The 21,127-nt window shown below is 66.1% G+C and carries 15 protein-coding genes; 7 read left to right on the forward strand and 8 right to left on the reverse strand.

The features are described 5' to 3' along the window. Positions 1-35 precede the first annotated feature (35 nt). Positions 36-2,189, forward strand: a complete 2,154-nt coding sequence (locus AC1VNY_RS26875; protein WP_482407461.1) for a carbamoyltransferase C-terminal domain-containing protein — start codon at positions 36-38, stop codon at positions 2,187-2,189. On the opposite strand, the gene AC1VNY_RS26880 is transcribed toward AC1VNY_RS26875, so the two are convergent. The 6 genes from AC1VNY_RS26880 to AC1VNY_RS26905 all read right to left on the reverse strand — a co-directional run bounded on the left by AC1VNY_RS26880 (position 2,149) and on the right by AC1VNY_RS26905 (position 10,669). Next, positions 2,149-3,084: a DMT family transporter gene (locus tag AC1VNY_RS26880; RefSeq protein WP_482407462.1), complete on the reverse strand. Its 936-nt coding sequence runs from the start codon at positions 3,082-3,084 to the stop codon at positions 2,149-2,151. The two genes, AC1VNY_RS26875 and AC1VNY_RS26880, sit on opposite strands and share 41 nt — an antisense overlap. An 84-nt stretch (positions 3,085-3,168) precedes the next feature. Further along, positions 3,169-4,038, reverse strand: coding sequence for an NAD(P)-dependent oxidoreductase (locus AC1VNY_RS26885; RefSeq protein ID WP_482407463.1), 870 nt, complete (start codon positions 4,036-4,038; stop codon positions 3,169-3,171). A gap of 3 nt (positions 4,039-4,041) precedes the next feature. Beyond that, positions 4,042-5,173 (reverse strand): peptide chain release factor 2 gene (prfB, locus tag AC1VNY_RS26890; protein ID WP_100213632.1). Its coding sequence is split into 2 segments (ribosomal slippage): positions 4,042-5,103 and positions 5,105-5,173, totalling 1,131 coding nucleotides; the frame shifts between segments, so codons are not numbered across the junction. 106 nt (positions 5,174-5,279) lie between these two features. Continuing rightward, positions 5,280-7,781 carry a penicillin-binding protein 1A gene (locus AC1VNY_RS26895; protein WP_482407464.1) on the reverse strand — a complete coding sequence of 834 codons (2,502 nt, stop codon included), beginning with the start codon at positions 7,779-7,781 and terminating at the stop codon, positions 5,280-5,282. A gap of 236 nt (positions 7,782-8,017) precedes the next feature. Next, positions 8,018-9,328: an N-acetylmuramoyl-L-alanine amidase gene (locus AC1VNY_RS26900; protein WP_482407465.1), complete on the reverse strand. Its 1,311-nt coding sequence runs from the start codon at positions 9,326-9,328 to the stop codon at positions 8,018-8,020. Positions 9,329-9,943: 615 nt separating this feature from the next. Continuing rightward, positions 9,944-10,669, reverse strand: coding sequence for a hypothetical protein (locus tag AC1VNY_RS26905; protein ID WP_482407466.1), 726 nt, complete (start codon positions 10,667-10,669; stop codon positions 9,944-9,946). Between the two features lie 21 nt (positions 10,670-10,690). Here AC1VNY_RS26905 and AC1VNY_RS26910 point away from each other — a divergent pair, with 21 nt between their 5' ends. Further along, a complete protein-coding gene (locus AC1VNY_RS26910; RefSeq protein WP_482407467.1) occupies positions 10,691-13,231 on the forward strand; it encodes an Rne/Rng family ribonuclease in 2,541 nt (846 codons plus the stop codon). A gap of 106 nt (positions 13,232-13,337) precedes the next feature. Next, complete coding sequence (locus AC1VNY_RS26915; RefSeq protein WP_482407468.1) at positions 13,338-14,570, forward strand: NAD(P)/FAD-dependent oxidoreductase; 1,233 nt, start codon at positions 13,338-13,340, stop codon at positions 14,568-14,570. A 15-nt stretch (positions 14,571-14,585) separates the two neighbouring features. Here the strand turns inward: AC1VNY_RS26915 and AC1VNY_RS26920 are convergent, their stop codons facing one another. Continuing rightward, a complete protein-coding gene (locus tag AC1VNY_RS26920; protein ID WP_482407469.1) occupies positions 14,586-15,920 on the reverse strand; it encodes a dicarboxylate/amino acid:cation symporter in 1,335 nt (444 codons plus the stop codon). A gap of 211 nt (positions 15,921-16,131) precedes the next feature. Then, positions 16,132-17,319 carry a pyridoxal phosphate-dependent aminotransferase gene (locus AC1VNY_RS26925; RefSeq protein ID WP_482407470.1) on the reverse strand — a complete coding sequence of 396 codons (1,188 nt, stop codon included), beginning with the start codon at positions 17,317-17,319 and terminating at the stop codon, positions 16,132-16,134. A gap of 227 nt (positions 17,320-17,546) precedes the next feature. On the opposite strand from AC1VNY_RS26925, the gene AC1VNY_RS26930 reads away from it, so the two are divergent. The 4 genes from AC1VNY_RS26930 to AC1VNY_RS26945 all read left to right on the forward strand — a co-directional run bounded on the left by AC1VNY_RS26930 (position 17,547) and on the right by AC1VNY_RS26945 (position 21,023). Further along, positions 17,547-18,953, forward strand: a complete 1,407-nt coding sequence (locus AC1VNY_RS26930) for a M48 family metalloprotease (protein ID WP_482407471.1) — start codon at positions 17,547-17,549, stop codon at positions 18,951-18,953. 87 nt (positions 18,954-19,040) lie between these two features. Next, complete coding sequence (locus AC1VNY_RS26935; protein WP_038388333.1) at positions 19,041-19,808, forward strand: DsbA family protein; 768 nt, start codon at positions 19,041-19,043, stop codon at positions 19,806-19,808. A gap of 62 nt (positions 19,809-19,870) precedes the next feature. Next, positions 19,871-20,182 (forward strand): hypothetical protein, encoded by a 312-nt coding sequence (locus AC1VNY_RS26940; RefSeq protein ID WP_482407472.1) that lies wholly within the window; start codon positions 19,871-19,873, stop codon positions 20,180-20,182. Positions 20,183-20,201: 19 nt separating this feature from the next. Further along, on the forward strand, positions 20,202-21,023 hold the full coding sequence (locus AC1VNY_RS26945) for a DUF1236 domain-containing protein (RefSeq protein ID WP_482407473.1): 822 nt from the start codon (positions 20,202-20,204) through the stop codon (positions 21,021-21,023). Positions 21,024-21,127 lie beyond the last annotated feature (104 nt).

Consider the following 21,127-nt stretch of genomic DNA (forward strand, 5'->3'; position numbering starts at 1 on the left):
GGTCGATCTGGGGATCACGAGTCGAGGCGTTCTGATTGCGTAAACCGGACATCCGTACCGGTCCGCGGCATCCGCATCTTGCGGCCGCGGGCTATGAGATCACGCGCCGCCTCAGCGAGTCAGCGTTGGCGAAGCGTGGCCTGCACAAGGCCAATGGCGAGTTCGCGCAGCGCACGATCGCGTCGATCCGCGAAAAGCTGCAGCGCGGCGAGACGGTCTACATCGCCGGCCTCGCCTGCCCCGGCACGCACAATACCGGCGTCGCGCTGGTCGAGGTCACCCAGAAGGACGGACCGCGCCTGATCGTCAACAACGAGGAAGAGCGCTTCTCCGGCAACAAGCACACCAACGAGTTCCCGCAGCATGCGCTCGACGACATGCGCAAGGTGTTGCAGCGGGTGGGCCGCGACATCGGCGATATCGCCGCCTTTGTCACGACGTGGGACTATCCGGCGCTGCTGGCGATGCTGATCCGCACCTCGCTCGAGGAAGCGCCGGCCAGCCTCAAATTGCTGCGCGCCCCGATCGCACCAGCAATCAATCTGCGCCAGCTGGATCAGGTGCGGCGGCTGTCGCGCCGGCTCGGCAGGATGTACGGGCTCGACAAGCAATTGCCGCTGATCTGCATGCCGCATCACGACAATCACGCCTGGTACTCGTTCACCGCCTCGCCGTTCGCCGATACGCGCGAGCGTGTCGCGATCGCGGTGCTCGACGGCACCGGCGACGTCGGCTCGATCTCACTCTATGTCGCCGAGAACGGCGAGATGAAGCAGCTCTATTGCAATGAGAGCCTGTTCGACTCGCTCGGTGCTTTCTACACGGTGATCTCATCCAGCCAGGGCGGCTGGACCTGGCTCTCCAGCGAGGGCCGCTACATGGGCGCCGCCGCCTGGGGCGACATGAATCGCGCCACCAATCCGTATTATCAGCGCCTGAAGGCGGTGCTGCAGCTCGGGCCCAATGGCAGCGTGCAGCTCAATCGCGCGATGGCCAATTGGTACGCCGATCCCGCCGACAATCCCTATCATCAGCCGCTGATCGACATTCTCGGCCCGCCGCTGCGCCCCGACCAGCTCTGGAATCCCGATGCCGTACTGCGCGTCGAGGACATCAATCACCGCCCCGACACCAAAGACCGCGTCGACAAGGCGGCTGCGACGCAATTGGTGTTCGAGGACGCGATGATCCATGTCATCGACCATCTCTTGCGCACCACCGGCACCGACCGCCTTGTGCTGACCGGGGGCGTCGCGCTGAACGCGCTCGGCAACATGCGGCTGCTCGAGCATTTCGACGAGGCGTGGTTCGAACGCGCGCAGCAGCGCAAGACGCGGCTGCATATGTGGGTGCCGCCGGTGCCCGGCGATCCCGGCGTGCCGATCGGCGCGGCCTGGCTGTTCGCGCATATGGCGGGCGCGCCACGCGGCGCGCCGCTGTCGCACGCATTCTACTGCGGCCTGCCGCCCTCAAACGCCGACATCACGACGGCGCTGCAAGCCGACGACGTTGCCTCGACCGAGATCGGCAATGTGGCGACTTCAGAAGGGCGCGACGCGGTTGCCGACCTGATGGCGTCCATGGTCGCGCAAGGCGGCGTGATCGCGATCTATCAGGGCGCCGCCGAAACCGGCCCGCGCGCGCTCGGCCACCGCTCGATCCTCGCCAATCCCTGCGATCCCGAGGTGCGCGAGCGGCTCAACGAGCGCGTCAAGTATCGCGAGGCGATCCGGCCGCTGGCGCCGATGGCGACGCTAGAGACCGCGCGCGACTATTTCGAGCTCGAAGACGGCGCCGCCGACGCCGACTACAACGCCTATAACTACATGGTGCTGACCGCGCATTCGAAGCCCGAGGCGCGCGCGAAAATTCCGGCGGTGGTGCATGCCGACGGCACTGGCCGCATCCAGATCGTGCGCGAGGCCGACGATCCCCTCACCCATGCCTATCTGAAGGCGCTCGGCCGTCATATCGGCGTCGAGATGTCGGTCAACACCTCGTTCAACGTCGCAGGTCCGATCGCACAGACGCCGGCGCAGGCGATGGACACGCTGCGCCGCTCCAGGGGGCTAGATGCCGTGGTGCTGGTCGCCGACGATGGCACCGCCTATGCCGCCTGGCACGGTGGCGAGCGCGACAGCGGCCGCTTCAGCGGATGGTATGCGGCGTGGAAGCGGGCGCGCGGCTGAACCAGGCCAGCACGCGGCCGTCGATCAAGAGCAGCGCGCTCGCGATCACCAGCGCGCCGATCACCTCGCGCAGCGCGATCGGCTCGCCGAGCACGAGATATCCGAGCAGCATCGCGGTGACCGGAATCAGCAGCGTCACCAGCATCACATTGGTCGCGCCGGAACGCCGCAGGATCTGAAAGAACACGATATAGGCCAGCGCCGTCGACAACGCCGCGAGCCCGAGCACGGCGAGCCATGTCGCCGGATGCGGCATCGGCAACAGCCACGGCCGATCGACGACGGCGGCGATGGGCGCCATCAGCACCGCCGAGGCGATCATCTGGAACGTCGCCGTCCCCAGCGGCGGCACGCGCTGCGGCAGCCGCCGCCCGACCAGCGCAGCGATGCCGTAGCTGAAGGCGCCGGCGAGGCACAGCAGGATGCCGATGCCCTGCCGGCTCTCGAAGCCGAGCGCATCGCCGTGCAGGATCGCAACCCCGATCAGCCCGACCAGGACGCCCGCCACGCGGCGCGCCTGTAGCCGCTCCTCGCCGGCCGCCGCCATCACGACCACCGCGAACAGCGGCGTCGTCGCATTGAGGATCGAGGCCAGCCCGCTCGGAATATAGGTTTGCCCGAACACGATCAGCGCAAACGGCAGCACATTGTTGAACAGCCCCATCGCAACGAATGGCGCCCAGCCGGACAGGCCGCGCGGGAATTCGATTCTGGCGGCCCGCAGCAGCGGCAGCAGGATGATCGTGCCGAGCACGACGCGCAGCAGCACGAGGGTCAGCGGCGGCAGTTCGCGCAGGATCACGCCGTTGAAGAAGAACGAGCCGCCCCAGAGCACCGACAGCAGGACGAGCAGCCCCCAGTCGCGACGATCGATGCGGTTGTCGGCGGAAGGCATGTCGGGCACTCACCTGCAGTCGCACAGGTGACTAGCGCAGCGCCGCGAATATTCCCACCCGATTTCCGAGAATGGCGGCCCCGCCTATTTCGGCCGCGACACGATCTCGATCATCTGGCCCTCGTCGGCGTCGGGCGCATGGGCCTTCGCCTTGTCGTAGGCGGCGAGCGCGGCGCGGCTGACGGGCACACCGGGCAGCAGGGTCTCGGCGAGCCGCACGGCGTAGTCGGCATCCTTGTGGCGCAGCGCCGCGGTGAACGATGCGCCGGAGAAGTTGCGGTCGATCATCCGCTTGCTGTGGCGGATCACCTGCGGGCTTGCCACCGCGCCGGTCGCCAGCGCCTCGGCCACCAATTGCATGTCGAGGCCCGCCTGCTCGGCAATCGCCACGCCTTCGGCGAGGCTTGCGATCTGCACCGCGCCGATCAGATTGTTGATCAGCTTGAACACGGTGCCGGTGCCGACCGGGCCGAAATGCCGGATCGTGCTGCCGATCGGCGCGAGATAAGGCTGCGCGCGTTCGAGATCGGCCGGATCGGCGCCCACCAGCAGCGTCAGGTTGCCGGCGGCCGCCGCCTCCGGCAGGCCGGTGACCGGACAATCGATGTAGATCAAGCTGCGGCTGTTGAGCTCGCGCGCCATCTCGAGCGTGTGCTGGTACGAGACCGTGGAGCATTCGATCGCGAGGGTACCGGCCTTCATGTTGGCGGCCGCGCCGTCCTTGGTCAGCCAGACCGCGCGTGAGGCCTCGTCGTCGGCGACCATGGTCACGACAGCATCGGCGTCGATCGCGGCATCCTCCGGCGAGGTTGCCCAGAGCGCGCCGCGAGCGATCAGGTCCGCGGCCTTGGCTTTGCTCCGGTTCCACACCGCGACCGTGAAGCCGGCATCGAGGTAACGGCCGGCCATGCCGTGGCCCATGCGTCCCAATCCGATGAAAGCGACGCGCGGCATGGGCTAATCCACATCCTCGACGGAGCCGGGCCCGGTGCCGAAGGCACGCTGCGCCAAGGTCGCCGCCATGAATTCATCGAGGTCGCCATCGAGCACCCCCGACGTATCGGAGGTCTGCACGCCGGTGCGCAGGTCCTTCACCATCTGATAGGGCTGCAACACGTAGGAGCGGATCTGGTGACCCCAGCCGATATCGGTCTTGGCGGCCTGATCGGCCGCGGCCTGCTCCTCGCGCTTCTTCAGCTCGATCTCGTAGAGCCGCGCCCGCAGCATGTCCCAGGCCTGCGCCCGGTTCTTGTGCTGGGAGCGGCCGGCCTGGCAGACCACCGCGATGCCGGTCGGGATGTGCGTCAGGCGCACCGCCGACTCGGTCTTGTTGACGTGCTGACCGCCGGCGCCGCCCGACCGCATGGTGTCGGTGCGAACGTCCGACTCCTTGATCTCGATCTTGATGCTGTCGTCGATCACGGGGAAGATCTGCACCGACGAGAACGAGGTGTGCCGCCGCGCGTTCGAGTCGAACGGCGAGATGCGCACCAGGCGATGCACGCCGGCCTCGGTCTTCAGCCAGCCATAGGCGTTGTGGCCACTGATCTGGATGGTGGCTGACTTGATGCCGGCCTCTTCGCCCTGGGACTCTTCGAGGAACTCGATCTTGAAGCCGTGCTTCTCCGCCCAGCGCGTGTACATGCGCAGCAGCATCTGCGCCCAGTCCTGGCTCTCGGTGCCGCCGGCGCCGGCATGGACTTCGAGATAGGAATCGAACTTGTCGGCCTCGCCCGACAGCAGCGCCTCCAGCTCGCGCCGGGCGACCTCCTTCTTGAGGTCCTTGAGCGCCTTCTCGGCCTCAGTGACCACGCCCTCATCGTTCTCGGCCTCGCCGAGCTCGATCATGCCGATATTGTCCTCGAGCTCGCGCTCGACCTTGCCGATGCCCGAAAGCGCATCCTCCAATGAGGTACGCTCCTGCATCAGCCGCTGGGCCTTCTGGGGATCGTTCCAGAGATTGGAGTCTTCTGCGAGCTTGTTCAGCTCAGCGAGGCGTGCCGTCGATTGCTCGACGTCAAAGATGCCTCCTCAGCAGCCCGACTGACTGCTTGATCTCTTCAACAAGGCGTTCGATTTCCGCGCGCATGGTCTTTCAGGTGTTGGCTAAAAAGGTTCCGGGGGATGTAGCGACCGGCGCGGCAAAGCGCAATCGGCTTGACCGCACTATCCCGGCGATTTGGCCGGATCGGCCGCTAGTAGAGTCCCCCGGTTCCCGGACGCATGAAGAAGCCACCATCCGGCTGCGCGCCGTTCTGCGACGGCTGCGGGCCAGGCGCAGGGCCGCGCCCATCGGCATCGGCGACGCCGATGACCGAATAGTTCTCCGGCGGCGCGGTGCCCGGCTTGAAGGCTTCGAGGATGGTGTTGCCGCCGTCGCCGGGACCGGCGCGCATGCCGGTCTTGGCGTCGACACGGATCAGCTTGATGCCGGCCGGAACCTTGAACGGCGTCGGCGGCTTGTCGGCGAGCGCGAGCTTGAGGAAGTCGCGGGCGATTGGCGCGGCAACGTGGCCGCCGGTGGCGGCGCGGCCGAGATTGCGCGGCTTGTCGTAGCCCATGTAGACGCCGACTGCGAGATCGGGCGAGAAGCCGACGAACCAGACGTCCTTCTCGTCGTTGGTGGTGCCGGTCTTGCCGGCGATCGGTTTGCCGACCTCCTTCACGACGGTCGCGGTGCCGCGCTGGACCACCCCTTCCATCATCTCGGTGATCTGGTAGGCGGTCATCGGATCGAGCACCTGCTCGCGGCGGTCGACGAGCTGCGGCTCCGGCTGGCTCTTCCAGCCCCCGGGCGCGTCGCAGCCGCGGCATTCGCGGGTGTCGTGCTTGAAGATGGTATGGCCGTAGCGATCCTGGATGCGATCGATCAGCGTCGGCTTCACCCGGCGGCCGCCATTGGCGAACATCGAATAGGCCGTGACCATGCGCATCACGGTCGTTTCGCCGGCACCGAGCGCATACGACAGATAGTTCGGCAATTCGTCATAGACGCCGAAGCGCTTGGCGTATTCGCCGACCAAGGGCATGCCGATATCCTGCGCGAGGCGCACCGTCACGGTGTTGAGCGAGCGCTGCAACGCGTTGCGCAGCGTGGTCGGGCCGTAATATTTGCCGGTCGAATAGTTTTCCGGACGCCACACGCCGGCGCCCTGCCCCTGATCGATCTCGATCGGCGCGTCGATCACGGTGGTCGACGGCGTATAGCCATTGTCCAGCGCCGACGAGTACACGATCGGCTTGAACGACGAGCCCGGCTGCCGGTAAGCCTGCGTTGCGCGGTTGAACTGGCTCTGGTCGAACGAGAAGCCGCCGACCATCGCGAGCACGCGGCCGGTCCATGGATCCATCGCCACCATGGCGCCAGACACTTCAGGCAATTGCCGCAGGCGATACTGGCCTTCGACCGCGTTGCCTTCCTTGGTCACCAGCGGATCGGCGTAGATCACGTCGCCCGGCTGCAGCACCTGCGAAACCGCGCTCGGCGCCTTGCCCCTGGTCTTGGCCCAGCGCACGCCGTCCATCGTGATGATGCCGGTCTGCCGTTCCTTGCTGACCGCGCCGCCGAGCTCGCGGCCCGGCTGGAAGCCGATCCGCGCCGACTGATCGCTGGTCTCGAGCACGACGGCCATCCGCCACGGCGAGATGTCGGACAGCGACTTCACGTCGGCAAGCTTGACGCCCCAGTCACCGGAAATGTCGAGCTTGTGCAGCGCCCCGCGCCAACCCTGTGCCTCGTCGTAATTGACGAGACCTGCGACCATGGTCTTGCGCGCCATCACCTGGATCTTGGGATCGAGCGTGGTGCGCACTGACAGGCCGCCCTCGTAAAGCTTCTTTTCGCCGTAGCGCTCGAAGATGTCGCGGCGGACCTCCTCGGCGAAATATTCGCCGGCGAAGATGTGCGCGCCGTTCGAGCGGCTGGTGACGTTGAGCGGGTCCTTGCGCGCCTTGTCGGCGTCGGCCTGCTTGATCCAGCCGTTCTCCAGCAGACGGTCGATCACATAATTGCGGCGCTCGATCGCGCGGTCACGGTTGCGCACCGGATGCAGCGCCGCCGGCGCTTTCGGCAGCGCGGCGAGATAGGACGCCTCCGCAATCGTCAGCTCGTTGACCGACTTGTCGAAATAGACCAGCGACGCCGCCGCGATCCCGTAGGCGCCGAGGCCGAGATAGATTTCGTTCAGGTAGAGCTCGAGGATGCGGTCCTTGGAATAGGCGCGCTCGATGCGCATCGCGAGCAACGCTTCCTTGATCTTGCGGCTGAACGAGACCTCGTTGGTGAGCAGGAAGTTTTTCGCGACCTGCTGGGTGATGGTCGAGGCGCCCTGCGGGCGACGGTTCGAGCCGTAGTTCTGCGCATAAAGGATCGCAGCGCGCGCCATGCCCTGATAGTCGATGCCGCCGTGCTCGTAGAAGTTCTTGTCTTCGGCGGCGAGAAAGGCGTTGATCACGAGCTTCGGCACCGCCTGGATCGGCAGATAGAGCCGGCGCTCCTTGGAGTATTCGCCAAGCAGCGCGCCGTCGGCGGCATGCACGCGGGTCATCACCGGCGGCTCATAGTCCTGCAGCTGCGAGTAGTCGGGCAGATCCTTGGAGAAATGCCAGATGGCGCCAGCGACGGCGGCGACACCGACCAGGAACACGACGGTTCCGGCGGCGAACAAGAAACCCATGAACCGCACGAGCAGGCGCATTATCGACGTTCCGTTCCTACCCTCCGGCGCTCAGTCGTCAGAAGCGCCTGTCCAAAAGTGCGAAAGCCTCACACAACGAAGCTTTGGCCCAGCGAGCCACTTGCGCACGCGAATATACAAGAGCCGCCGGACAATATGGTCGATTCTGCGGACCTGCGGTCCATTGTCTATACCGTCGCGGCTGTGGCCAAACTAGGGCTTCGGCGCAACGGCCACGGCTTTTCAGCGGGCCGATTTCACTTTGCCGACCCGGCAGTTGCCAGCCGTTTGGCGAAGAACGTGTCGATCGCCTGGACCATCGAGCCGACCGCCTTGTTCCGCCAGCTCTCCGAGACCAGGTGCTCGAGGTCCCCCTTGTTGGAGACGTAGCCGATCTCGACCAGCACGGACGGCACGTCGGGCGCCTTCAGCACCCGGAAGCCGGCCGATTTGAGCGGATGCTTGTGCATCCGCACCGTGGTCTTCATCTCGTCCATCAGAAGACGGGCGAAGCGATTGGAGAAAGTCTTGGTTTCGCGCTGCGCGAGGTCGATCAGGATGTCGGCGACCTCGGTCGGCTCGTCGGTCAGGTTCACGCCGGCGATGGCGTCGGCCTTGTTTTCGGCCTCCGCCAGCCGTTCGGCCTCGGCGTCGGAGGCCTTGTCCGACACCGTGTAGATCGTGGCGCCCTGGGCATCGCCCTCGCGGCGCGGCAGGGCGTCGGCGTGAATCGAGACGAACAGCGCCGCCGACTGGGAGCGCGCGATCTTCACCCGGTCGTTGAGCGGGATGAAGGTGTCGTCGGACCTCGTCATGACCACCCGATACTTGCCCGACCTCTCGATCCGGTCGCGCAGCGCAAGGCCAAAGCCCAGCACCAGGTTCTTTTCGGTCTGGTCGCCGGATTGGGTGCCGTTGTCGATGCCGCCGTGACCGGGATCGATCACGATCAGCGGGCGTGCGTCGGTGACCGCGACCGGCGGCAGCGCCGCCGAGGTGACGGCCGGAATGGTCGCGGTGGTGGATTCGGAAGTCGCCGGTTTCGATTCGGGCCGGCTCGCGGGCGCGAGCGACTGCACGAAGCTGGTGCGGTCGACCTCCTCGAAATCCAGCACCAGCCGCGGCGGCTGACCGTTGGCGGCGTCGAGCACGTATGAATTGGCGATCTTCACCGGTCCGGTCAGGTCGAACACGATCCGCGAGCCGCCGGGCATCACGAGGCCGTAGCGGAACGCCTTCACCAGGCCCCGCCCCGCCGAGCCGGTGCCGGCCGCGAGCTGGAAATCGACCTGCGGGATATCGACCACGACGCGGTAGGGGTCGGCCAGCGGGAAGGCGCGAAATTCGATCTTGCGGTCGAGATCGAGGATGAATCGGGTCTGCTTGGCGTCGCCGGCGAGCCTGGCGCCGGATGCGACCGGGAAATTCGGGGCGCTCGCGGCCGGCACAGGCGGGCCGTTCTGCGGTCCCTCGGCGGCGCTCGGGGCGCCGGCAATGGCAAACACCGATATTGCGACGCACAATAGCCCGCATCCCAGAAAAACAAGGTGTTTTGCGCGGTTCGCCACCCGATTCGTAGCCTCCCAGCTGCTTCTTACCGCATTAGAACCACACGGTTAATCGCCCCCTAATGACGCGCCAGCGAAAAGAACCGAGTGTTGCGGCGGCGTGACGCTTCCCTTGCACGCGGCGGTCAATCCACGTATGTACGGGGTGCTGACGGCTAGTACTCCCGGTTGTGTCGCGTTCAGCCTCCCGGTGCAGCGGTGGAACCTTCCAGATCGAAGATCCCGCCGTGTTTTTCCGGTCCCTCCCCAGCCAGCGCCGCGCGCGGCTGACACGGAGTGGCGGATTCAAGCCCGAGCGGCGTCCGGTCCCAGGCACACTCCCTCGCCAGAGGGACGGTTTGAGACACGGCATAACCGATTATCCGGTCCCTTGGGGCCTCGATATGCGATGGCCGGCGGGCGCTTCGGCGCCAGGCGGGGCTTTCAGCAAAAGATACGGCGGTATTTTTCGCCGCCAACATGTTTAGACGGGCCGACGCTTAATGCGCCAGACTGTATTGCCGACCAGGATCCCCCGAATGATCGCGCTGACGCGAGGTGAAAACTTCGCCCGTCGCATCATCCCGGTGAGTTCCCGTCCGGCGCTGCGCCGCGAGATGCGTTTCGGCCTTCCCCTCACCCCCGAATCAGGTGGACCGTCGCGTCACCGGGCGGCGCAGTTTGCGCGCGCCATGATCCGCGCCCGCCGCCGTCAAGAGCTCCAAAATGCCCAACAAGATGTTGATCGATGCCACCCACCCGGAAGAGACCCGGGTCGTTGTGGTCCGTGGCAATCGCGTCGAAGAGTTTGATTTCGAGACCGCCCAGCGCAAACAGCTGCGCGGCAACATTTATCTCGCCAAGGTTACGCGCGTAGAGCCGTCGCTGCAGGCCGCCTTTATCGAGTATGGCGGCAACCGGCACGGCTTCCTGGCCTTCAGCGAAATCCATCCCGACTATTACCAGATCCCGGTCGCCGACCGTCAGGCGCTGATCGAAGCCGACGAGCGCGCCCATCGCGAGGCCGAGGAAGAGCACGAGAACCGCGGCCATCGCCGCCGGTCGCGCCATCGCAATGCCCGTCGGCGCGGCCATGGCGAGCGCGTCCAGAGCGAGGTGATCGAGGGTGCGAACGACACGCAGGCGTTGCCCACCATCGAGGCTCACGAACATCCGGTCGATGCCGAGCATCATGAACATGATGCCGGACACCACGATCACGGCGTGATCGCCCACGAAGGCCACGAGCATGAGGCGCATGATCATGCGCATCACGAGGACCATGAGCCTCACCATGATCATGACCACGATGATCATGACCACCACGATCATGGTCACGACGACCATCACGATCATGCGCATGATCACGACCACGCCCCCGAAGTGAGCGAGGCGGCGGCTGCCGACGCCCCGTCCGACCCCGTCGTTGCGGTGGTCGAAGCCTCCGCTGCGTCAGCCGCGCCCGAGACCGTCGAGGCGATCGAGGTCAATCATGAGCCCGAGCGGGTCCATGAGGAGCAGATCGAGGAAAACGCCGCGCATGCCGACGACGCGCCGCATGTGGCTTCCGACGACGTTCACGCCGCCGCCGATGAACACGCGGTCGCCGAATATGGCGCGCTCGCCGAGGTGGTCGCGCCCGAGACCGGGCCTGGCGACGAGGCCGGCGAAGATGACGAAGAGGATGACGGCGAGGAAGGCGAGGAAGAGGACGTCGTCGAATCGGTCGGCGGCGACGACGTGCTCGAGGAGGTTCCGGAGCGCCCGTTCCGTCCGCGCCGCCAGTACAAGATCCAGGAAGTGATCAAGCGCCGGCAGGTGATGCTGGTGCAGGTCGTCAAGGAAGAGCGCGGCAACAAGGGCGCCGCGCTGACCACCTATCTGTCGCTCGCCGGCCGCTACGCCGTGCTGATGCCCAACACCGCGCGCGGCGGCGGCATCAGCCGCAAGATCACCTCCGCCCAGGACCGTTCGCGGCTGAAGGAAGTGGTGCAGGATCTCGATGTGCCCGAGGGCATGGGAATCATCCTGCGTACCGCCGGCGCCTCCCGCAGCAAGCCGGAGATCAAGCGCGACTTCGAATATCTGATCCGGATGTGGGAAACGGTGCGCGACCTGACGCTGAAGTCACAGGCACCGACGCTGGTCTACGAGGAAGGCTCGCTGATCAAGCGCTCGCTGCGCGACCTCTACAACAAGGAGATCGACGAGATCCAGGTGGCGGGCGAAGCCGGCTACCGTGAAGCGCGCGACTTCATGAAGATGCTGATGCCGGCCAATGTGCGGGCGGTGAAGCAATATCGCGACGGTCAGCCGCTGTTCTCGCGCATGGGCGTCGAAAGCCAGCTCGACGCGATGTTCTCGCCGACCGTGCAGTTGCGCTCCGGCGGCTACATCGTGATCAACCAGACCGAGGCGCTGGTCTCGATCGACGTCAACTCCGGCCGCGCCACGCGCGAGCACCATATCGAGGACACCGCGCTCAAGACCAATCTGGAAGCGGCGGAAGAAGTCGCGCGCCAATTGCGCCTGCGTGACCTCGCCGGCCTGATCGTCATCGACTTCATCGACATGGACGAGAAGCGCAACAACCGCGCGGTCGAGCGCAAGCTGTCCGACTGCCTGCGCCAGGACCGTGCGCGGATCCAGGTCGGCCGCATCTCGCATTTCGGCCTCTTGGAAATGTCGCGCCAGCGCATCCGCGCCAGCGTGCTCGAAAGCTCGACCGAGCCCTGCCCGCAATGCGGCGGAAGCGGTCACGTCCGCTCGGTCTCGTCGGTGGCGCTGCAGCTCTTGCGCGGCATCGAGGAAATCCTGATGAAGGGCGCGACCCACAATCTGGTGGTCCGCACCCGTACCGACGTCGCGCTCTACGTGCTCAACCACAAGCGCGGCCATCTGCGCGATCTTGAAGACTCCTTCCGGGTTTCGCTGTCGATCGTCGCGGACGCCACGGTGCACGGCCAGCAGTCCTACATCATCGACCGCGGCGAGCAGGTGCATACGCTCGAAGCGGCCAAGGCGCTGCTCGCTGCGCAGGCTGCCGCTGCGCCGGCCCAGGCCGAAGAGGCAGATGACGAGGAAGAGCTGTTCGAATACGAGGCCGAGATCGAGACCGACGAGACCGAGGGCCTCGCCGACGAGCGGGCGGCCGGTGATGAGGCAGGCTCCGCCGAGGGCGAAGGCGACGGTCAGCGCCGCAAGCGGCGCCGCCGGCGTCGCGGCCGCGGTGGCAGCGAGGCGCGTGAAGGCGTCCAGCAGCCGCGCGAGGACGGCGATCTCATGCATGTCCTGCCCGAAGGCACCGAGGCGGTTGCCGCCGCCGATGCCGAAGGCGATGAGGACGAAGGCGACGAGCAGCAGGGCGCTGCCCGCGACGACCAGGCCGGCAATGGCGATCGCCGTCCGCGGCGCCGCGGACGTCGCGGCGGCCGCCGCCGGCGCGGCAGCGGCGGACCGGACGACGGTCTCGCTGGATCGATCTCCGATGAGTTGAGCCCGGCGGCGACGTCGGAGGCCTCCGACGCAGTCGCCGATTTCGATAGCCATGATGCGGAGCCGACTCCCTCGCTGGCGCAGCCCGAGTTGGTCGCCGAGCCGGCGGAGTGGCGGCCGACCGAAGTCGCCCCCGTTGAGCCCGTCGAGCCGGTCGCGGCACCCGAGCCCGAAACTGCCGCGGCGTCTGCCGCCGAGGACACGGCTGCCGAAGGCGACCGCGCGCAGCGCCGCCGCTCCACGGTGCGCGAAAAGGTCAACTTCGCGTCGAGCCCACTGCCCGAGGCATCAGCGGCGCTGGTTCAGAGCCCCGCGGAGGAAGCTGCCCCTGAGCCGGCCGCGGCCGCTCCAGAGCCGGCACCGGCCGGTGCGGCCGAGGCTCCGGCCCGCAAGGGCTGGTGGTCGCGCCGCTTCGGCGGCGGCAACTAGCACCACCTGCAAGTCAAAACGCCCGGTTCACGCCGGGCGTTTTTATTGAACAGGCAATCCGTTCGTCAGATGCCGGCGTAACGGAGCCTGACGGAGACGGATCCCAATGCAAAGCGCGATCGTTCTTGGCGGCGGCATGGTGGGCGTCAGCACGGCGCTGCATCTGCAGCGTCGCGGCTGGTCGGTGACGCTCGTCGACCGCAAGGAACCGGGCCGCGAAACCAGCTACGGCAATGCCGGCATCATTCAGAGCGAGGCGGTGCGGCCCTACCCGATGCCGCGCGATCCCGCCACGCTCGCCAGGATCGCGATGGGGCGCACCAACGACGTGCGCTATCGCCTGGCGTCGCTGCCGCAGCACGCCGGTCCGCTGCTGCGCTACTGGTGGAACTCGACGCCCGAGCGGCACCGCGAAGCCACCCTCGCCTGGGCGCGCCTGATCGCCTACGCCACCGCCGAGCACGACACGCTGATCCGCGACGCCCATGCCGACAATCTGATCCGCCGCGCCGGCTATCGCCTGCTGCATCGCGACCCGGCCGCGCTCGAACAGGCGATCGCCGTCGCCGAAGAGAACCAGCGCGACTTCGGCGTGACGTTTCGCGTGCTCGATGGCCGCGAACTCGCCAAGGCGGAGCCACTGCTGCGCGACGACCTGCCCGGCGCCATCCACTGGCTTGGGCCCTGGACCGTGTCGGATCCCGGCGGGCTTGTTTCCGCCTATGCCGGATTGTTCGAGCGTCTCGGCGGCACGCTGCTGCGCGGCGATGCGCAGACGCTGACGGAGACGACGTCCGGCTGGTCGGTCGACACCAGTGGCGGCCGGATCGATGCCGCCCACGTCGTGGTCACGCTCGGGCCGTGGTCACCGCAATTGCTCCGCAAGTTCGGCTACCGGATCCCGCTGGTGCGCAAGCGCGGCTACCACATGCACTACCAGGGCGGCCGCTCGCTCGACCTGCCGCTGGTCGACACCGCAAATGGATATGCGATGGCGCCGATGGCCAAGGGCATCCGCATCACCACCGGCGCGGAGCTGACCAGTCCCGACGCACCGGCGACGCCGATCCAGCTCGGCTACGCCGAAGCGGCGGCGCGCGAGCTGATCGAGATCGGCAGCCGCGTCGAGCCCGAGCCGTGGTTCGGCACCCGCCCCTGCACGACCGACATGCTGCCGGTGCTCGGGCCGGTGCCGTGCCATCGCGGACTGTGGGTCAATTTCGGTCACGGCCATCAGGGATTCACGCTCGGCCCCGCGACCGCGCGCGTGCTGGCCGAAACGATGAACGGCGAGGCATCCGCGGTGGACACCTCCCCGTATCGGCCGGACCGGTTCTGAGACGTCGAAGCAGACTTAGTCCGTCGTCAACGCGGTCTCCATGTCGGTCGGGTCGACCTGTTTGGCGAGATTGGCGTTGAGCTTGTCGCGGTCGAGCTCGCCCTCCCACCAGGCGACGATCACGCAGGCGACGCCGTTGCCGCACAGATTGGTCAGCGCGCGGCACTCGCTCATGAACTTGTCGATGCCGAGCACGATCGCCATGCCCGGCACCAGCCGCGGATCGACCACCGCAAGCGTCGCCGCCAAGGTGATGAAGCCGGCACCGGTAATGCCGGAGGCGCCCTTCGAGGTCAGCATCGCCACGATCAGGATCGTGATCTGCTGGCTGAAGGTGAGATCGAAGCCCAGCGCCTGCGCGATGAACAGGGTCGCCAGCGTCATGTAGATATTGGTGCCGTCGAGGTTGAACGAATAGCCCGTGGGCACCACGAGGCCGACCACGGATTTCGAGCAGCCGAGCCGTTCGAGCTTCTCCATCAATGACGGCAGCGCGCTCTCGGAGGACGAGGTGCCGAGCACGATCAGGAGCTCGTCCTTGATGTAGGCCAGGAACTTGAAGATCGAGAATCCGGCGATCCGCGCGATGGTGCCGAGCACCACGAACACGAACAGCGCGGCGGTCAGGTAGAACGTCGCGATCAGCCCCATCAGGTTGAGGATCGCGCCGGTGCCGAACTTGCCGATGGTGAAGGCCATCGCGCCGAACGCACCGATCGGCGCCGCCCGCATCACGATCGAGATGACGCCGAACACCGCATGCGCGGCGTCGTCGATGAACGAGCGGATGGTGTGGCCGCGCTCGCCGAGGCCCATGATCGCGAAGCCGAACAGCACCGAGAACAGCAGCACCTGCAGGATCTCGCCCTGCGCGAATGCGCCGACCACGGTGTCGGGAATGATGTGCAGCACGAAGTCGACGCTCTTCTGCGCCTCCGCCTGCTTGGCGTAGCCCGCGACCGCCTGCGCGTTCGCCGCCGCATTGCCGAAGCCGGCGCCGGGCCTGACCAGATTGCCGACGAGCAATCCGATCACCAGCGCGAAGGTCGAGACGACCTCGAAATACACCAGCGCCTTGACGCCGATGCGGCCGACCTTCTTGGCATCTTGTATATGGGCGATGCCCGACACCACGGTGCAGAAGATGATCGGCGCGATCACCATCTTGATCAGCTTGATGAAGCCGTCGCCGAGCGCCTTGATCCACTCGTTGGTGGCAAGGCCCGGCCACAACCAGCCGACCAATGCGCCGAGCACGATCGCGATCAGGACCTGGACATAGAGAACTTTGTACCACGGCTTGCTGCCGGCACTCGCCGGTGCAGTCGTGGCAACGGTTGTCGTCGCCATGTGTCACTCCCCCTCAGAAATGGCGGAAATAGCCAAGATCAACTTGGCGGTTCAAGTCAAATGGAACTGTGTGGGCCCTGCCGCTTATCCGCGATGATCCGCCCGCCACAGCGCCGGTGAAACCACGACGCTGCGCTGCGAAACCGATCCGAAAGGCAAAGCGAACTCCGGACGGCTCTTGAAGGCTCTTAAAGCGCTTGGAGTTCGCGGGCTATTTAAGCCAATGCGCGATCCGTGCAACTGCTTCCTGCATCTCCGCGGCCGAGCGTGCATAGGAAAAACGGATGAAGGCGCGGCCGTGGATCGGATCGAAATCGACGCCGGGGGTCGCCGCGACATGCGCCTTCTCGAGCATCTCGCTGGCGAAGGCGAAGCTGTCGGAGGTGAAGTCGGAGACGTCGGCATAGAGGTAGAACGCGCCGTCAGCGGGGAGGAATTTGGTCAGGCCGGCCTTCGGCAGCCCTTCGATCAGGATGCGGCGGTTCTCCTGATAGCCGCGCTTGATCGCCTCCATCTCCTCACGGCCTTCGAACGCCGCTTCGGCCGCGATCTGCGACAGGGTCGGCACCGAGATCGACAGGTTCTGCTGCAGCCGCTCGATCGGCCGCACCAGCACGTCGGGCACCACCATCCAGCCGACACGCCAGCCGGTCATGCAGAAGTACTTCGAGAACGAGTTGATCACGAGCGCGTTCGGCGACAGCTCGGCGGCCGTCACCGCAGGGAACGCGTAGTCGAGGCCATGATAGATCTCGTCGGAGATGAAGCGGATGCCCGCACTGTCGGCGGCCGCCATCAGGGTCGACAGCGCCTCGCGCGACATCATGGTGCCGGTCGGGTTGGCGGGGCTGCCGACCAGCACGCCCTTCAGCGGCGCCTTGCGATGGGCGGCGAGCAGCGCCTCGCCGGTCAGGGCATGGCGGGTGTCACCGGAGGTCTCGATCAGCACCGGCTCGCAGCCCAGCGCGGTCAGGATATGCCGGTACGGCGGATAGCCCGGCACGGTGACCGCGACCCGGTCGCCCGGCTCGAACATCGCAAGAAACGCCAGGATGAACCCACCCGACGAGCCGGTGGTGACGATGATGCGCTCCGCGTCAACCGCGCAACCATTCGTGTCGCGATAGTGCCGGGCGATGCGCGCGCGCAGCGAGGGAATGCCGAGCGCCGAGGTGTAGTCGATCCGCCCCTCCGCAAGCGCGGCCTGCGCGGCCGCGATCGCCGGCTTCGGCGCGCCTGCGGCAGGCTGTCCCACCTCCATATGGATGACATGGCCGCCGGCGGCTTCGATTCGCGCCGCGGCCGCCATCACGTCCATCACCATGAACGGCGGAACATCGCTCCGTCGGGACGCTGTCAACAGGCTGCTTACACGGTCTCTCGGTGTCGCTTCACGCATGGATTTCTGCTATTGCACGGCCGCTGCCGAATTCGGGTTCCCGTTACCGGCTGCCGCCCCAGACTGGCCGCATTCGGTGGCTCCTTATAACGCTTTCAGGCCAAGTGAATACCCGGTTCGCGTGAAGAAGAACTGCAAAAACAACAGACTGCGCCACGCGCCAAATCCGGTCGGGCCCGGACCACGGACGTGTGCCGGCGCGGCTAGTCATCGCCGATAGATCGCCCATGCTGTTCCGCCTCGCGCTTCGCACCAGGACCTTCAAGCTGACCGCGCTCATGACTGCGGTTGCGCTCGCGGTCGGGCCCGTCGTCCCTGCGCGAGCCCAGCAAAAAGGCCCGCCGGTGCTGCGCGACACCGAGTCCGAGCAGCTGCTGCGCGAATACACAAGGCCGATCCTGCGCGCCGCCGGTCTGGAGAAGCAGAACATCCAGATCGTGATCATCAACGACGGCTCGTTCAACGCCTTCGTCGCCGACGGCCGGCGCATCTTCGTCAATTACGGCGCGCTGCTGCAATCGGAGACGCCGAACCAGATCATCGGCGTGCTGGCGCACGAGACCGGCCACCTCGCCGGCGGCCATCTCGCCAAGATGCGCGAGCAGCTGGCGCAGGCCCAGACCCAGATGATCATCGCGATGCTGCTCGGCGTCGGCGCGCTTGCCGCGGGTGCGGGCGGCCGCGGTGGCGGAAACGGGCTCTCCAGCGCCGGCGCCGCGGCGATCTCGGCGCCGCAAGCGGTTATTCAGCGCACGCTATTGTCCTATCAGCGCCAGCAGGAAGAGAACGCCGACCGCGCCGGCGTCAAGTTCCTGAACGCGACCGGACAGTCGGCCCGTGGCATGTACGAGACGTTCAAGCGCTTCACCGACGAGAGCCTGTTCGCCGCGCGTGGGGCCGACCCCTATTTGCAGTCGCACCCGATGCCGGTCGATCGCGTCTCCGCGCTGCAGGAACTGGCGCGCTCCAGCCCCTATTGGGACAAGAAGGACGATCCGGCGCTGCAGCTGCGCCACGACATGATGCGCGCCAAGATCTCGGGCTTCATGGAGCGGCAGGACACGGTCTACCGCCGCTATCCGCTGTCCAACACCAGCCTGCCGGCGCGCTATGCACGCGCGATCACGACCTATCTGCACGGCGATCTGCGCTCGGCGATCGCGCAGATCGACGGCTTGATCCAAGTGCAGCCCAACAATCCCTATTTCTACGAATTGCGCGGCCAGGCGCTGCTCGAAGGCGGCCGGCCGGCCGAAGCCATCGCGCCGCTGCGCCGCGCGGTGCAGCTCTCAAGCAATTCGCCCCTGATCGAAATGCTGCTCGGCCAGGCGCTGGTCGCCTCCGACGACAAGGCCTACACCGACGAGGCGATCAACATGCTGCGCGCCGCGGTGGCGCGCGAGCCCGAAGCGCCAATCGGCTATACCCAGCTCGCGATGGCCTATGGCCGCAAGGGCGACTATGCCCAGGCCGACCTCGCCTCGGCACAGGCCGCCTATCTCCGTGGCGACACCAAGACCGCCCGCGACCTTGCGTCACGCGCCAAGACGCGGTTCGCGATCGGCACGCCCGGCTGGGTCAAAGCTGACGACATTGTGAGCGCCAAGCCCATGCCGGGTCAGAAAAACAACTAGAAATAAACCGTAGTTCCATACAACGATCACCGAAACCGGCTCACGGCCACGCCGCTTTTTTGAGCCACCGCGAACAAGGATTTTGTCATGCCAGCGCTTCGTTTTCTTGCCCCCGCCCTGCTCGCGCTCGGCGTTTGCGCCGCGCCGCTTTCGGCGTCCGCGCAGAGCTTCACCGACACCCAGCGCGGCGACATCGAGACCATCGTGCGCAACTATTTGATCGCGCACCCGGAGGTGCTCGAGGAGGCGATGAACGAGCTGAGCAAGCGGCAGGCCGCCGCCGAAGCCGAGAAGCACGAGCAGAGCGTCGCCAAGAACGCCGACACCATCTTCAATTCGCCGCGCGGCGTCATGCTCGGCAACAAGGACGGCGACGTCACCTTCGTCGAGTTCTTCGATTACAATTGCGGCTACTGCAAGCGCGCGATGTCCGACATGCTCGATTTGATGAAGGCGGATCCGAAGCTCAAGGTCGTGCTGAAGGAATTCCCGGTGCTGAGCCAGGGCTCGGTCGAGGCCGCGCAGGTCGCGGTCGCCGTGCGCATGCAGGATCCGACCGGCAAGAAGTATCTCGATTTCCACCAGAAGCTGCTCGGCGGCCGCGGCGCCGCCGACAAGGCACGCGCGCTGGCGGTCGCCAAGGAGGTCGGCCTCGACATGGCGAAGATCGAGAAGGATATGGCGAGCCCCGAAGTGAAGGCTACCATCGAGGAGAACTTCCGCCTCGCCGAATCCATGGGCATGAACGGCACGCCGAGCTACGTGATCGGCAAGCAGGTCGTGATCGGCGCCGTCGGCGTCGACAATCTCAAGGAAAAGATCGGCATTGCCCGCTGCGGCAAGGCGACCTGCTGATCGCCGCTCCGACAGCGCTCATCGCGTGCAAAATCCGGCTGCCATGCAGCCGGATTTTTTTATTGCCTTCGCCGAACCGATTCCGCGCGGGCCGCAAGCAAGGGCCGTCACCAACAACGAAAGTCGCAGGAAGCCGAAATACAGCGCGGCCTAATCTCGAGATTGAAGAGCATTTCGGCGGCTTCAATTTCGGCGGCGGCAATGGCCAGCGCGATCTTGCGAGCATGGAGTTTGACTGGGCCTGCGCGGTTGAAGCAGCCGCGCATTCATCTCGCGCGTTCATCGCGCATTCACCTAAAGAACAAACCGCAAGGAACCGCAAATCAACAGGAACATCGCACATGCTCTCCCGTTGTCGGCGCGGGCAATGCTGAAAAACGAGGAGGAATTACGATGTCTAACCGCTTTCTGATTTCGGTCGCCGCAGCCGCTTTGATCGCCGGCACCGGTTTCGCGAACGCACAGGGCGCCGGCGGCGCCAACAGGGAAACCGGGGCTGGTGGTGGTGCGACCACGCAGCAGTCTGCACCGTCCGGTGGCGCGTCATCGGGCACCATGCAGCATGACAAGAGCGGCATGAAGGGTTCCGAGCATTCCACCACCGGTGAGTCTCCGAGCACGAAGGGTGCAGAGTCCGACAAGTCCGGCACGGCCACCAAGGGTGCGCAGGACAGTACCCAAAAGTCGAAGGGCATGAGCTCGGAGAACGATGCGGCCAAGGGCTCCAAGGAGGGCTCGAAGGACATGAAGGCCGAGGGTCGCGACAAGAGCGGCAACATGAAAGCCGAGGAGCGTGACAAGAGCGGCAAGATGAACGCCGAAAGCCGCGACAAGAGCGGTAGCGGTGCCACGACCAACCAGAACGCTCAGACCAAGAGCCCGCCCGACACCAACCGCGCGCAGACCAACGACACGAGCCGCACGCAGACGACGACCGGTAACGCGGCAACGTCGGCGACCGCGGCTCCGCCGGCCGAGAAGCGCACCCAGATCACGACCGCGATCAAGTCGGAGCACGTGACCGAAGCCACCAACGTGAACTTCAACGTGGCGGTCGGCACCCGCGTTCCGGCCGACATTCACTTCTACCCGGTGCCGGAGCGGGTCGTGACGATCTACCCGCAGTGGCGCGGCTATCAGTTCATCCTGGTCAAGGGCCGCTACGTGATCGTGCAGCCTGAGACCCATGAGATCGTCTACATCATCGAGGGCTAAACCGGCCTCGGTTCGAGGGCGCCAAGACGGGCCCTCGAAGATGGGCCCTCGCCTTCATCTCGACCCCGCCCCCCTTCGGGGCGGGGTCTTGCTTTCGACCGCAA

It is taken from the genome of Bradyrhizobium ferriligni, assembly GCF_056837965.1.